At 37.2% G+C, this 15725-nt stretch carries 12 protein-coding genes; all 12 read left to right on the top strand.

Annotation, left to right across the window (positions count from 1 at the left end; translation table 11 throughout):
• The first annotated feature begins 75 nt into the window (after positions 1-75).
• The 12 genes from ACH0B5_RS02655 (at position 76) to ACH0B5_RS02600 (ending at position 15705) form a co-directional block, all read left to right on the top strand.
• Positions 76-867 carry an undecaprenyl pyrophosphate synthase gene (locus tag ACH0B5_RS02655; protein WP_122970389.1) on the top strand — a complete coding sequence of 264 codons (792 nt, stop codon included), beginning with the start codon at positions 76-78 and terminating at the stop codon, positions 865-867.
• Positions 864-1658: a phosphatidate cytidylyltransferase gene (locus ACH0B5_RS02650; protein ID WP_122970390.1), complete on the top strand. Its 795-nt coding sequence runs from the start codon at positions 864-866 to the stop codon at positions 1656-1658. Before ACH0B5_RS02655 ends, ACH0B5_RS02650 begins: the two co-directional genes overlap by 4 nt.
• Positions 1659-1754: 96 nt before the next feature.
• The gene (gene dxr / locus ACH0B5_RS02645) at positions 1755-2900 is read left to right on the top strand and encodes a 1-deoxy-D-xylulose-5-phosphate reductoisomerase (RefSeq protein ID WP_406927372.1); all 1146 of its coding nucleotides are present in this window, start codon (positions 1755-1757) and stop codon (positions 2898-2900) included.
• A gap of 47 nt (positions 2901-2947) precedes the next feature.
• A complete protein-coding gene (gene rseP / locus ACH0B5_RS02640) occupies positions 2948-4207 on the top strand; it encodes an RIP metalloprotease RseP (RefSeq protein WP_122970391.1) in 1260 nt (419 codons plus the stop codon).
• A gap of 244 nt (positions 4208-4451) precedes the next feature.
• Positions 4452-6158: a proline--tRNA ligase gene (locus ACH0B5_RS02635; RefSeq protein WP_406927357.1), complete on the top strand. Its 1707-nt coding sequence runs from the start codon at positions 4452-4454 to the stop codon at positions 6156-6158.
• A 70-nt stretch (positions 6159-6228) separates the two neighbouring features.
• Positions 6229-10554 (top strand): PolC-type DNA polymerase III, encoded by a 4326-nt coding sequence (locus ACH0B5_RS02630; protein ID WP_122970393.1) that lies wholly within the window; start codon positions 6229-6231, stop codon positions 10552-10554.
• A 325-nt stretch (positions 10555-10879) separates the two neighbouring features.
• Positions 10880-11359 (top strand): ribosome maturation factor RimP, encoded by a 480-nt coding sequence (rimP, locus tag ACH0B5_RS02625; RefSeq protein WP_122970394.1) that lies wholly within the window; start codon positions 10880-10882, stop codon positions 11357-11359.
• A gap of 22 nt (positions 11360-11381) precedes the next feature.
• Positions 11382-12518, top strand: a complete 1137-nt coding sequence (gene nusA, locus ACH0B5_RS02620; protein ID WP_122970395.1) for a transcription termination factor NusA — start codon at positions 11382-11384, stop codon at positions 12516-12518.
• 58 nt (positions 12519-12576) lie between these two features.
• A complete protein-coding gene (gene rnpM, locus ACH0B5_RS02615) occupies positions 12577-12855 on the top strand; it encodes an RNase P modulator RnpM (protein WP_122970396.1) in 279 nt (92 codons plus the stop codon).
• The gene (locus ACH0B5_RS02610) at positions 12852-13157 is read left to right on the top strand and encodes a YlxQ family RNA-binding protein (protein ID WP_122970397.1); all 306 of its coding nucleotides are present in this window, start codon (positions 12852-12854) and stop codon (positions 13155-13157) included. Before rnpM ends, ACH0B5_RS02610 begins: the two co-directional genes overlap by 4 nt.
• A 14-nt stretch (positions 13158-13171) precedes the next feature.
• Positions 13172-15427 (top strand): translation initiation factor IF-2, encoded by a 2256-nt coding sequence (gene infB / locus ACH0B5_RS02605; RefSeq protein ID WP_122970398.1) that lies wholly within the window; start codon positions 13172-13174, stop codon positions 15425-15427.
• A complete protein-coding gene (locus ACH0B5_RS02600; protein WP_122970399.1) occupies positions 15427-15705 on the top strand; it encodes a DUF503 domain-containing protein in 279 nt (92 codons plus the stop codon). Before infB ends, ACH0B5_RS02600 begins: the two co-directional genes overlap by 1 nt.
• The last annotated feature ends 20 nt before the right edge of the window (positions 15706-15725 follow it).

Below are 15725 nucleotides of genomic sequence, written 5' to 3'. Positions count from 1 at the left end.
AACTTAAGACACATTCATTTGTTTTTGTTATGATAAAAAAAACGTCCAAATTGTTGTCACGTGGGGGAATTGCTGATGTTAAAGAAACTATTTAGTAAATCAAAAAAAGGAAAGCAGTCATCAAGGGTTGAAGAATTTCTACTAGATAATGAATGTCTACCTTCCCATATCGCAATCATAATGGATGGCAACGGACGTTGGGCGAAAAAAAGAGCCATGCCTAGAATTGCAGGACATCATGAAGGCATGCAAACAGTGCGGAAAATTGCGCGTATTGCAGATGATTTAGGCATTAAAGTGTTAACTTTATATGCTTTTTCAACGGAAAATTGGAGAAGGCCGAAATCGGAAGTAGACTATTTAATGAGTTTACCGCAAATGTTTTTAAATTCATTTATGCCTGAATTGATGGAACGGAACATTCGAATACAAATGATCGGTGATAAAGAAGGGTTACCTAACAATACGAAAAAAGCTTTAGATGAAGCGATGGAAAAAACGAAACATAATACAGGGTTAATATTAAATTTTGCAATGAATTATGGTAGTCGTGCTGAAATTGTAAGAGCAATGAAGGATATAATGATAGAAGTGAATAATGGAAATATATCAATCGACGCTATTGATGAAACAATGATTGATCAATATTTAATGACATCAAATCTACCAGAACCAGATTTACTCATTCGAACAAGCGGTGAAGTTCGATTAAGTAATTTTATGTTATGGCAACTCGCTTATACGGAATTTTGGTTCACAGACATATTGTGGCCTGATTTTGACCATCAATCGTTTATGGAAGCGATCCACGCCTATCAAAAGCGTAATCGACGCTACGGTGGATTGAAAGGGGAAGAAATGAAGTGAAGCAAAGAATTATAACGGCGGTAGTTGCAGCATTAGTATTCATTCCATTCGTTATTTATGGCAACTTACCTTTTACGTTATTAGTATATGTGATCGCAGCAGTAGGACTATATGAACTGCTCAGAATGAAAAATATTTCAATTTTTTCAATACCAGGTATGATCGGGGCCCTCATTATGTTTTGTATCCTTCTACCTCTTTCTACAGTTGAGTTAGAAGAGATCGTCCCTTATTCAAAATTGGAATTTTTAATGATAGGTGTCATCCTGTTATTAATTTATACAGTGATGATTAAAAATCGTTTTACCTTTGATGATGTAGGCTTTATTTTAACGAGTGCATTATATGTCGGTATCGGTTTTTATTATTTTATTGAAACTCGTAACGCAGAAAATGGATTAGTATACATTATTTTTGCTCTATTAATTGTTTGGACAACCGATTCAGGGGCTTATTTTGTTGGACGAAAACTAGGAAAAAAGAAATTATGGCCTGAAATTTCTCCTAATAAAACGGTTGAAGGTTTTATCGGTGGAATTGTAACGGCAGTTATTTTCGCATGTATTATGCAATGGATTTATCCGATATCCTCATCTTGGCTTGCGTTAATACTTATTTCGATTATCGCTTCCATCTTTGGTCAGTTAGGCGATTTAGTTGAATCTGCTATTAAACGTCATTATGGAGTGAAAGATTCAGGGAAACTATTACCTGGTCACGGTGGAATTCTTGACCGCTTTGATAGTCTTCTATTTGTATTACCGTTATTACACTTTATACATTTTGTTTAACTTTGTTCAAATAGGTATTCTTAAACTGAGGAATACCTATTGACCAAAGTTAAACCTTATTAATAAAAGACAATGTTCTTGAAGGGAAGAGTAATGTTGAAAAAAATTAGTTTATTAGGAGCAACAGGTTCTATTGGAATTCAAACAGTTGATATTTTACGGAATAATAAAGATAGTTTTCAACTTGTTGCCTTATCCTCTGGTAAAAATATCGAAAAAACTCGTGAAATCATCGATGATCTTCAACCTGAGCTAGTATCAGTACAACAAGAACAAGATGCCATACAGTTACAAAAAGAATACCCACATATTCATTTTACGTTTGGAACAAAAGGATTAGTTGAAGTTGCTACACATTCGGATTCCACTGTTCTTGTAAATGCAGTTCTAGGAAGTGTAGGATTAGAATCTACTTTAGCAGCTATTCGGATGGGAAAAACAATTGCGATTGCGAATAAGGAGACATTAGTAACAGCTGGACATTTAGTTATGGCTGAAGCGAGAAAATATAATGTAGCGATTCTACCAGTTGATAGTGAACATTCGGCAATTTTCCAATCAATGAACGGTGAAAATCCAAAACAAATTGAACGGCTCATTTTAACAGCTTCTGGTGGCTCATTCCGAGATAAAACACGGGAACAATTAAAAGATGTTACGGTGAAAGACGCTTTAAATCATCCGAACTGGTCGATGGGAGCTAAAATTACAATCGATTCGGCAACGATGATGAATAAAGGGTTAGAAGTCATTGAAGCCCATGTATTATTTAATATGCCCTTTGAAAAAATCGATGTTTTATTACATAAAGAAAGTATTATTCACTCTTTAGTTGAGTATCATGATACAAGTGTGATTGCACAACTTGGTACCCCTGACATGCGAGTGCCGATCCAGTATGCTCTAAGTTATCCGGATCGATTGCCACTTGTTGGAGGGAATCGATTGAATTTAGCGCAAATTGGTCAATTACACTTTAAGGAAGTCGACTTTGACCGATTTCGTGCTTTAAAACTAGCCTATGACGCAGGACGGGCAGGGGGAAGTGTTTTAACAGCTATGAATGCTGCTAATGAAGCTGCAGTAGCGTTATTTTTAGAGGAAAAAATCACTTTCTTACAAATCGAAGAAATTATCGAACAAGTGATGAACGATCATCAAAATATATTAATGCCAGATTTAGAAACTATACTTCATGTAGATAGTGAAACAAGAAAAACAGTAGCGAGCATGGTAAAATAGATAGAGCGAGCATAGAATAAGTATACTGCTCTTGAAGGTGGGATGATATGCAAACAGTTATAGCGTTTATTATTGTTTTTGGTTCTCTAGTATTTTTCCATGAACTAGGGCATTTTATTTTTGCGAAACGAGCAGGCATTTTAGTTCGTGAATTTGCAATAGGTATGGGTCCCAAAATCTTTGGAATGATGAAAGGGGAGACGTTATATACGATTCGACTATTACCCCTTGGCGGGTATGTTCGTATGGCTGGTGAAGATGTAGATCAAATCGAATTACAGCCAGGATATCGAGTTGGATTGATATTAAATCGTGATAACGTTGCTGAAAAGATTTATTTAAATCAAAATGTTCAAAATCCGAATGTTCTATTTATGGAAGTAGAACGGGCGGACTTGGAAAAAGAATTATGGATTGAAGGCTACGATGAAGAAAATCAATTTGTAAGAATTAATGTATCTAGACAAGCTATTGTTGTGGAAAATGGAACAGAACTGATGATTGCTCCACTTGATCGTCAATTTAATTCGAAAACTGTAGGACAACGGGCGATGGCCATCTTTGCAGGTCCGCTATTTAACTTTATATTAGCATTCTTCGTGTTTGCTTTTATCGCAATGATGCAAGGTGTCCCTACTTACGAACCAATTATTTATGATGTCGTAGAAAATGGGCCAGCTGCGGAAGCAGGAATGCAAAAGGGAGATTTTGTAAAAGCGATTGATGGAGATCCGATTGAAGATTGGCAAGAACTTTCCGGAACTGTTCAAGAAAAACCAGGTGAAGAGTTAACATTCTTAGTCGAACGAGGTGGACAAGAGATTGAGTTAACGATGACGCCTGATGCTTTAGAGGAAAGTGGTAAGGAATATGGGCAAATTGGAGTAATGTATCAAAGTCCAGTTGAAAAAAATCCATTGAAAGCCCTCGCCTTCGGTGTAACTCAAACATATGATTACACAGTTCTTATTTTAGGGCTGTTAGGGGATTTAGTTACTGGTCAATTTACAATCGATGCATTATCTGGTCCTGTAGGCATATATAAAGCGACTGAAACCGTTGCCCAATATGGAGTATATAACTTAATGAATTGGGCTGCCGTATTAAGTATTAACCTAGGAATTATGAACTTGTTACCATTACCAGCATTAGATGGTGGTAGATTGTTATTTTTCGGTGTTGAAGCCTTGCGCGGAAAACCTGTGGATCGTCAAAAAGAAGGACTTGTTCATTTTGTAGGTATTGTGTTACTAATGATTCTAATGGTCGTCGTTACGTGGAACGATATTCAAAGATTTTTCTTCTAGGCAATTAGATGACAATGTTCATATAGGATAGTTACAAATTCCAATAAGAATGTGAAAATACAACAAAATGTTTTTAAAGAAATTTAACCTTATTCATGTATGGTAAAATCCAAAGTGAATAAGGTTAAATCTTTTTATTAATCTATTTGTAAGAATGATTTGTAAATTTTAGTTTATATTTATCTTAGTTGTTTGTATGATATGCTTAAAAGTACATTAAGTTTATAAGAAGAAGGTGGGCACAATGAAACAAAGTTTAACCCTTATCCCAACACTACGTGAAATGCCTTCTGATATAGAAGTGAAGTCTCATAAAATGCTTCTTCGTGCTGGATTTTTACGTCAAAGTACAAGCGGTGTTTATTCCTATTTACCTTTAGCAAAACGAGTGTTAAACAAGTTGGAGAAAATGATAAGTGAAGAAATGGAAAGGTTAGGAGCAATTGAAATTACGTTACCTTCCTTACAGCCGAAGGACATTTTACAACATTCCTTTCGATTTCATGAGAAGGATGAAGAAGTGCTCCAATTAAAGGACCGAAACGAACGCCAATTAATTCTTGCACCTAGTCATGAAGAAGTTATGACTCAACTGATGCGTGATGAAATAAAATCTTATAAAAAATTACCAATTACTTTCTATCAAATTCAGTCGAAGTTTCGTGATGAAAGTCGTCCTCGATACGGTTTGTTACGGAGTAAGGAGTTTTTAATGAAGGCTGCTTATTCCTACCACGCTACAGAAGAAAGTTTAGAAGCGACTTATCTTCAAATGAGTGACGTCTATTCCAGTATTTTAAGTAGACTTGGTTTATATTATGAGATGATTGATGCCGATACACGAACGGCGGACGGATTAAAAGCCCATGAATTTATCGTCGCATCGGATATTGGAGAAACAACGATTGCTTATTCCGATGAATCAAATTATGCATCGAATATCGAAATCACTCCTGTAGTTACGAGTTATCCATCTTCTGAAAAACCGATGAACCCATTGGAAAAGGTTGAAACACCTCAAGTTAAGACGATCGAGGAAGTATGCTCATTCTTTACGAAAGAACAAACGGATTGTATGAAATCGATTGTATTTAAAGTTGATGGGGAGTTTGTCGTTGTTTTAGTACGGGGAGATCATCAAATTAATCCTATTAAATTGAGAAATGCTTTAAAAGCCCAATCCCTTACATTGGCAACGGAAGAGGAAATAGAGCAATTGCTAGGCTGTACAATAAGTTCTATCGGACCGATTAAGTTGCCTGTAAATGTAAAAGTCATTGCCGATTTAGCCATTCAGTCGATTCGTAATGGAATAGCCGGAGCGAATGAAGATAGCTATCATTATATCAATGTCAATCCTGAAAGGGATTTTGCAGTAAATAGTTATGAAGATATACGATATATCCAAGAAGGGGATCCTTCTCCAGACGGAAATGGAACAATTCGCTTAAAAAAAGGAATTGAAGTCGGTCATATTCGAATGTCCGGAACTTGGTTAACTGAAAAATTTAATGCGAATTTTATCGATGAAAATGGTCAGTCAAAACCTATGTATATGGGAAGCTTTGGACTAGGGATATCTAGATTGCTAGCAGTAATGGCTGAAATATATCAAGATGAGAATGGATTCGTATGGCCAAAACAATTCTCCCCTTACGATATACATCTTATACCGGTCAATATTCATGATGAAGTTCAATTTGATTTAGCCTCTCAACTTTATCATATTTTAACTTCATACCATTTTGACGTATTATTTGATGATCGGGATGAACGGGCTGGGGTGAAATTTATCGATTCGGATTTAATCGGATTACCTGTACGTGTAACGATTGGAAAACGGGCAAGTGAAGGAATTGTGGAAGTGAAAATAAGACGGACTGGTGAAATATTTGAGTGGGCAAAGGAAGAGTTAATTGATCGCTTAAACGAATATTTCCGTTCCCATTAAATTGAAAACCGTTCAAACCGGGTATAAAAATTAACTTGAAATTATTTGTAAAAACTAGGTGGTGAGTATAGTGGTAGACAACCAAGAAGCAAGGGAAAGATTTTTAACTTTGTTGCAACAACTACAGCTGACGGAAGATGTCTACATGTCTTTTTTTGAACAAGGAGAACTTTCTAGGTTAACTGTTCATAAAAAAAATCGGATTTGGAGTTTTTCCATTACATTAAACAATATTTTACCGTTCCAATTGTATCAATTATTTCGCACAAGGATGGCAGAACAGTTTTCTCATATCGCACAAGCGTCGATTATGATTGAAGCGCGTAATCCGCAAGTGACAGAACAACTGATATCGGATTATTGGTTAACAGCGGTGGAACAATTGGATGCTTCACCTCCTTTAAAAGATCGTTTGATGAACCAAATCCCTCAATGGACGGGGAATAAATTGATTGTCAATTGTATGGCTGAAATGGAACAGCTTACTTTGAAATCGAAATATGCACAAAAAATTGTAGAGGCATACGGAAACTTAGGTTTCCCTTCTTTCTCAGTCGATTTCCAACTTGTTGAAGCAACAGAAGAAATGATTGAGGCAAGACAACAATATATTGAACAACGCCAATTAGAAGAAGCCCAATTGGCAAAACAAGCTATGGAAGATTTCCAAAGTCGTGAAAAAGCGAAAAGTGATAATCCAGAAGCTGTTGTCAATAACGGTCCATTCCAATTAGGAAATATCATTAAAGATACGGAAATTATGGAAATTCGTCGGGTTGTTGAAGAAGAACGTCGTGTTGTGTTAGAAGGTTTTGTATTTGCTGTCGATATAAAAGAACTAAAAAGTGGACGTTCTTTATTAGAATTAAAAATTACCGATTATACCGATTCCATTTTAGTGAAAATGTTCTCCCGGGATAAAGAAGATGCTGAGAGAATGGCCCAACTGAAAAAAGGAATGTGGGTGAAAGTACGCGGCTCTGTCCAAAATGATACATTCGTTCGGGATTTAGTTGTAATGGCTCAAGATATTAATGAAGTTTATAAAGAATCACGTAAAGATACAGCACCTGAAGGGGAAAAACGGGTAGAGCTTCATTTACATACACCAATGAGTCAAATGGATGCCGTTACACCTATTGATCAATTAGTAGGACAAGCGGCGAAGTGGGGTCATTCTGCAGTAGCGATTACGGACCATGCAGTAGCCCAAGGTTTCCCAGAAGCTTATGCGGCAGGGAAAAAACATGGTATAAAAATTATATATGGGGTTGAAGCAAACTTAGTGGACGACGGTTCACCAATTGCTTATGCCGAACAACATATCCCTTTAGACGATGCAACTTATGTCGTATTTGACGTAGAGACAACAGGTCTTTCAACAGCGTACGATACAATTATCGAATTGGCTGCTGTAAAAATGAAGGAAGGTAAAGTAATCGATAAATTTGAACGATTCGCCAATCCTCATAAACCGTTGTCAGCAAAAATTATCGAGTTAACCCATATTACCGACGATATGTTGCGCGATGCACCGGAAGTGGACGAGGTCATAACGGAATTTAGAGAGTTTATTGGCGATGCGATTGTAGTAGCCCATAATGCTTCCTTTGATATGGGATTTTTATATACCGCTTATGAAAAGGCGGGTATTCAAGGCGTCGTACATCCCGTTATTGATACGTTAGAATTATCTCGTTTCTTAAATCCAACTTTAAAAAGTCATCGTTTAAATACGTTATGTAAACGGTATGGTATTGAATTAACTCAACATCACCGGGCAATATACGATACAGAAGCAACTGGGGAATTATTGTTACATTTACTAAAAGAGTCAAAAGAAAAAGGCATTCATTATCACGATGAATTTAATCAACATATTGATAAAAACGAAAGTTATAAAAAGTCTCGACCTTACCACTGCACGATTTTAGCAATGGACAATGAAGGGTTGAAAAACTTATTTAAATTAATTTCGATTGCCCACACCCAAACGTATTATCGAGTTCCGCGTATTCGCCGTTCGGATCTAATTAAATATCGTAAAGGGCTAATTGTCGGTTCTGGTTGTAGTAACGGGGAATTATTCGAAACGATGATGAATAAATCTCCAGAAGAAGCAGAAAAAGTCGCGAAATTTTATGACTATATAGAAGTACATCCAAAACCTGTTTATGCCCCGTTAATAGAAGGCGGAACGATCCATGATGAATGGAATTTGGAAGATATAATTCGCAAATTAGTGAAGCTTGGCAAACGTTTGGAAAAACCGGTCGTAGCAACAGGTAATGTACACTATTTACATGAAAATGATAGTGTGTTTAGACAAATTTTAGTCGGTTCTCAAGGTGGGGCTAATCCATTAAATCGCTATAAATTACCTGCTGTACATTTCCGGACTACAAATGAAATGTTAAAGGAATTCGATTTTTTAGGGCCAGACATAGCAAAGGAAATTGTTGTGACGAACTCACAAAAAATTGCTAATATGATCGGTGATGTGAAACCGATTAAAGATGAGCTTTATACGCCGAAAATTGAAGGTTCTGATGAAGAAGTTACGAATTTAACGTATGAAATGGCCCATAAAATTTATGGAGAAGAATTACCTGAAATTGTGAAAGCGCGGATTGAAAAAGAGTTGAAGTCTATTTTAGGGAACGGGTTCGGCGTAATTTATTTAATTTCTGCGAAACTAGTGAAAAAATCCCTTGCCGATGGATACTTAGTTGGTTCCCGTGGTTCGGTAGGTTCTTCATTAGTCGCAACGTTCATGGAAATAACGGAGGTAAATCCGTTACCACCCCATTACATTTGTCCAAATTGTAAAAATGTAGAGTTTTTCGATGATGGTTCGGTAGGTAGTGGATTTGACTTACCTAACAAAGACTGTCCAAAATGCGGTACCCGTTATAAAAAGGATGGACAAGACATTCCTTTTGAAACGTTCCTAGGATTTAAAGGGGACAAAGTACCTGATATCGACTTGAACTTCTCTGGGGAATACCAACCTCAAGCCCATAATTATACGAAGGTACTGTTCGGGGAAGATTATGTTTATCGTGCGGGTACAATCGGTACTGTAGCCGAAAAAACAGCGTACGGTTATGTAAGAGGTTATTCCAATGATAATAATGTGACGTTCCGTGGAGCAGAAGTGGACCGACTTGTACAAGGTTGTACTGGTGTAAAACGGACGACGGGTCAACACCCAGGTGGTATTATCGTTGTTCCAGATTATATGGATATTTATGATTTTACACCTGTGCAATATCCGGCAGATGCCCAAGATGCCGAGTGGAAAACAACCCATTTTGACTTCCACTCCATTCATGATAACGTGTTAAAGCTCGATATACTTGGACACGATGATCCGACTGTGATTAGGATGCTACAGGATTTATCCGGTATCGATCCGAAAACAGTCCCAACCGATGATCCAGAAGTAATGAAAATCTTCTCTTCTCCAGAATCACTAGGGGTAACTGAAGAACAAATTGGATGTAAAACTGGTACTTTAGGTATTCCTGAGTTTGGTACAAGATTCGTTCGTCAAATGTTAGAGGATACAAAACCGTCTACCTTTAGTGAACTTGTTCAAATTTCCGGTCTTTCCCATGGTACTGACGTTTGGTTAGGAAATGCTCAAGAATTAATTCAAAACGGTACATGTGTTTTATCCGAAGTAATTGGCTGTCGTGACGATATTATGGTGTATTTAATTTATCAAGGGTTAGAACCAAGTTTTGCTTTCAAAATAATGGAATCCGTTCGTAAAGGGAAAGGATTAACCGAAGAAATGGAAGTAGAAATGCGGGCGCAAAATGTACCGGAATGGTATATCGATTCATGTAAAAAAATTAAATACATGTTTCCGAAAGCCCATGCCGCAGCCTATGTTTTAATGGCGGTACGTATAGCTTGGTTTAAAGTGCATCATCCTATTTTATATTACGCTGCCTATTTTACCGTTCGTGCAAGTGATTTTGACTTAATTGCGATGACTCAAGGTTCGGCGATGATTCGTTCTCGCATCGATGAAATCAATGCAAAAGGGTTAGATGCTTCCAAAAAGGAAAAAGACTTACTGACGGTTTTAGAGCTTGCTTTAGAAATGTGCGAGCGAGGTATGAGCTTCAAAAAAGTAGACCTTTATCGTTCACAAGCAAGCGAGTTTATAATAGACGGTAATTCATTAATTCCACCCTTTGATGCGATTCCTGGTCTAGGGACTAACGTTGCGAAAGCAATTGTTGCCGCTAGAGAGGATGGTGAATTTTTATCGAAAGAAGATTTACAACAACGGGGTCGAGTTTCGAAAACATTAATTGAGTATATGGATTCTTTAGGATGTTTAGAAGGACTACCGGATGCGAATCAACTTTCCTTATTCTAATAAAATGAACCATTACTTTTATGCGTCTTTAGAAAAGATGCTATAACGCTAGGAGTTAATTGATTTATTACCAATGGAGTAACACATTTACGTAAATTTGCATTAAGTAATAATTTGTGCTATTGTTATGGTAATAATTTGTTGATAGTTTTGCAGCAAAAGAGTGGGGCTTTCCCGCTCTTTTCTGTTGTTATGCTAATCCAAATTTTTCTTACCTTTAGGTACTACTTTAAAATTTCACCATTTTTGGTGGAATTTCTGTTTTTTAACTAACTACTGTCATCTAACATGTATAAGCAACAGACAATTACGTAGGGAGGATACTATGAGCAAAGTAACGTCAGTAATTGAAGAGCTTGTTACACCAATTTTAGAAGAATTGAACCTAGAATTAGTCGATATAGAGTTTCTGAAAGAGGGCCGCAATTGGTTCCTTCGTGTCTATATAGATACACCTGAAGGCGGAATTGATATTGATCAATGTGCCATTGTAAGTGAGCGTCTAAGTTTAGTTCTGGATGAAAAGGACCCAATCGAGCAAAACTATTATTTAGAAGTATCTTCACCAGGTGCGGAACGACCATTAAAAAAAGAATCTGATTTTAAAAAAGCAGTAGGTAAATTTATTTATGTGAAAACATATGAGCCGATTAAGGACATGAAAGAATTCCAAGGCTATTTGAGAGCATATACTGAACAAGGTTTAGAGCTTGAAATTCGTATTAAAACACGTAAAATGACGATATTTATCGAAAAAGAAAAAATCGCTAAAGCACGACTTGCAATCGATTTTTCATCAAACTAGCTATTTAGGAGTGAAAACAAAAATGAGTAGTGATTTACTAGATGCTTTAACTGCTCTGGAGCAGCAAAAAGGCATTTCAAGAGATATTTTAATTGAAGCAATCGAAGCTGCATTAGTAACTGCATATAAACGAAACTTTAATCAAGCACAAAATGTACGTGTCGATTTAAACTTAGAGAATGGTTCAATGGTCGTGTATTCTCGTAAAGATGTCGTTGAAGAAGTGGAAGATGACCGTCTTCAAATTTCTCTTGAAGATGCTAAAGAAATTAACCCTGCTTATGAAATTGGTGACGTATTAGAACAAGAAGTAACTCCTCGCAACTTTGGTCGTATTGCTGCGCAAACAGCTAAGCAGGTTGTTACACAACGTGTTCGTGAAGCAGAGCGCGGACTAATCTACGAAGAATATGTAGATCGTACAGATGATATTGTCAATGGCGTCATTGAACGCCAAGACGCTCGTAACATTTACATTAGCTTAGGGAAGGTGGAGGCTGCTCTACCTACTAATGAACAAATTCAAGGTGAAGTATATAAACCTCAATCAAGAATTCGTGTTTATATTACAAAAGTTGAGCGTACGACACGCGGACCTCAAATCATTGTTTCTCGTACACATCCAGGATTACTACGCAGACTATTCGAAATGGAAGTTCCAGAAATTTTCGAAGGTATTGTAGAAATTAAATCCATTGCTCGCGAAGCAGGGGATCGCTCTAAAATTTCTGTTTATGCTCACAATGAAGAAATCGATGCAGTAGGGGCATGCGTTGGTGCTAAAGGTGCGCGAGTGCAAACGATTGTCAACGAATTAAATGGAGAAAAAATTGACATTGTAGAATGGTCAGAAGATCCAGTCGTTTTCGTTGCAAATGCACTTAGTCCTTCACAAGTATTAGATGTGATCGTAAACGAAGAAGAAAAATCGACTACTGTTGTCGTTCCTGATTATCAGCTTTCTCTTGCTATTGGTAAGCGTGGTCAAAATGCACGTCTTGCTGCAAAATTAACAGGTTGGAAAATTGATATTAAAAGTGAAACGGATGCTCGTGAATTAGGAATTTATCCGAACGAGACAAGTCGTTTTGTTCAAGAAGACAAAGATGCTTCCTTCGAAGATATTGGGTACGACCTTTATCAAGACGAAGAAGAATAACGACACAGTTAGGAATAAGTTTTAATTTTCTCGTTTTATATAGGGAAGGTGATATCTCATGTCAACGAAAAAAAAGGTTCCATTACGTAAATGTGTTGTAACGGGCGAGATGCTTCCTAAGAAATCTATGATACGTATTGTTCGCTCAAAAGAAGGAGAAGTATCGGTCGATGTAACAGGGAAAAAATCCGGACGCGGTGCTTATATTTCAAAATCGGAAGAAGCGGTGGAAACTGCGCGGAAGAAAAATATATTAGAGCGCCAATTAGAAGTGAAAATTCCAGATGAAGTTTATGAGGAACTCATTAAACTCATTCGTCGGGAGTCAATTTTATGAATCAGAGACTACTGCAACTATTAGGATTGGCAGCAAGAGCAAGAAAAGTAGTCTCAGGGGAAGAGTTAGTAGTAAAGGAAATACGTACGAATAAAGCAAAGCTTGTACTACTAGCCGCTGACGCCTCAAAAAATTCTAGTAAAAAAATTCAAGATAAATGTACGTATTACAACGTTGAGTATCATGTGTTTGGTGATCGCTACCAGCTAGGGACTGCAATTGGTAAAGAAGCACGTGTCGCACTTGCTATTACAGATAGCGGATTCGCGAAAAAGATGTCTAGTCTACTCAACGAAAATTAATCGGGGGTGAGCAGATGACCAAAATAAGAGTTCATGAATATGCGAAAAAAGTAAGTAAATCAAGTAAAGAAGTTATAGAAGAACTAAAAAAATTAAACATCACTGTTTCGAATCATATGTCAATGCTTGAAGGAGATGCTGTTTCCAAATTAGACTCAGTGTTTAATAAAGGAACACAAGCTCAAGCAAAACAAGAGACAAAAGAAAAGAAACAAGCTACACCAAATGCTCAAAAGTCTCAAACGAAAGAGCAAAATAGACCGCAAAAGAAATCACCAAATCAAACTAACAATGAACAAAGACAATCGCCTCAATCGAACGGCGAAAAACCAAAGAATAAGGGTAACCATAACAAAAATATGGATCATAATAATAAAAATCAAACTAACAATAATAACAATCGTAACAACAATAAAGGCGGATTTAATCAACGTAAAAAACCTGGTATTCACGGGGGAAAACGCCGTCAGCCTAAACATCAACAACCACAAACACCGGTAACACCTAAAGAATTACCAGAAAAAATTACGTTTTATGAATCTTTATCTGTTGCAGAGCTTGCAAAAAAATTACACCGCGAACCATCAGAAATCATTAAAAAATTATTTATGCTTGGTGTCATGGCAACAATTAACCAAGAGTTAGATAAAGATGCGATTGAGTTAATCTGTGCTGATTATGGTGTAGAAGTAGAAGAAGAAGTACGCGTTGATATTACAGATTTAGATGCGTACTTTGAACAAAATGAAGAAAACGAACAATCGATGGAAGAACGTCCTCCAGTTGTAACAATTATGGGGCACGTTGACCATGGTAAAACAACATTACTTGACTCAATTCGTCATACAAAAGTAACAGCTGGTGAAGCTGGTGGTATCACTCAACATATTGGTGCTTACCAAGTTGATATTAACGGTAAAAAGATTACATTTTTAGATACGCCTGGACACGCAGCATTTACAACGATGCGTGCCCGTGGTGCAAGTATTACCGATTTAGCAATTATTGTTGTCGCTGCTGATGATGGGGTTATGCCTCAAACAGTAGAAGCAATTAACCATGCGAAAGCGGCTGAAGTTCCAATTATTGTTGCAGTAAACAAAATGGATAAACCTTCTGCAAATCCAGACCGTGTAATGCAAGAATTAACAGAACACGGATTAGTTCCTGAAGATTGGGGCGGCGATACGATTTTCGTTCCAATATCTGCCCTTAAAGGTGAAGGTATTGATACGCTATTAGAGATGATACTATTAGTGTCGGAAGTAGCAGAATTAAAAGCAAACCCAAATCGTTCAGCAATCGGTACAGTGATCGAAGCCCAATTAGATAAAGGTAGAGGTTCTGTTGCTACTTTATTAGTACAGGATGGTACTTTACGTGTTGGTGATCCAATCGTTGTTGGCCATGCTTATGGACGTGTCCGTGCAATGGTGAATGATATTGGCCGACGTGTTAAAGAGGCAGGTCCTGCTACACCTGTTGAAATTACAGGTATTAACGAAGTACCTCAAGCTGGTGACCGTTTTGTTGTCTTCGAAGACGAGAAAACTGCTCGCCAAGTGGGTGAATCCCGTGCTATGACTGCTATTCAAGCTAGTCGTTCTGAAAAACAACGGGTGACACTTGATAACTTATTCGAGCAAATGTCACAAGGCGATGTAAAAGAATTAAATATTATTGTTAAAGCGGACGTTCAAGGTACTGTAGAAGCAATGGCCGCATCATTAATGAAAATTGACGTTGAAGGTGTTAACGTAAAAATTATTCATACTGGTGCCGGCGCAATTACAGAATCTGATATTTCATTAGCAGCTGCTTCAAACGCAATCGTTATTGGTTTCAATGTACGCCCAGATACGAATGCGAAACGTGCAGCGGAAGCAGAAGGCGTAGATATTCGATTACACCGTATTATTTACAAAGTAATTGAAGAAATCGAAGCGGCAATGAAAGGAATGCTTGACCCTGAATATGAAGAAAAAATCATTGGTCAAGCTGAAGTTCGTCAAACAATTAAAGTTTCTAAAGTTGGAACAATCGCTGGTTCTTACGTAACAGAAGGGAAAGTAACTCGTGATTCTGGCGTTCGTGTCATTCGTGACGGAATCGTTGTATTTGAAGGTGAATTAGATTCATTAAAACGTTTCAAAGACGACGCTAAAGAAGTGGCAAAAGGTTACGAATGTGGTATGACGATCAAAAACTTTAATGACATTAAAGAGGGCGATATTATCGAAGCCTTCATAATGGAAGAAATTAAACGATAATGATCGTCTATGCGGAAGTTGAGTTCATTATTTCTGATTCCCATTCGTTAAAAGAAAAGCGAGCTGTTCTCCAGCGAATGATTACACGGACAAAACAGAAATTTAATGTTTCTGTTGCAGAAATTGATCATCAAAATGTATGGCAACGGACAAGAATTGCTCTTGTCTGTGTGTCATCATCAAAGATGAGTGCAGAGCGAGAAATCAATCATGCACTTCACTTCCTTCAATCCAATCCTTCGTGGGAACAACTCGAGGTTTGGAAAGATTATTTATAATTCGTCCGAAAAGGGACAAA

The organism is Ureibacillus sp. 179-F W5.1 NHS (assembly GCF_045369345.1).
Lineage (GTDB): Bacteria > Bacillota > Bacilli > Bacillales_A > Planococcaceae > Ureibacillus > Ureibacillus halotolerans.
The sequence above is the reverse complement of the archived record's forward strand: the minus strand, read 5'-3'. Positions and strand labels throughout refer to the sequence as shown.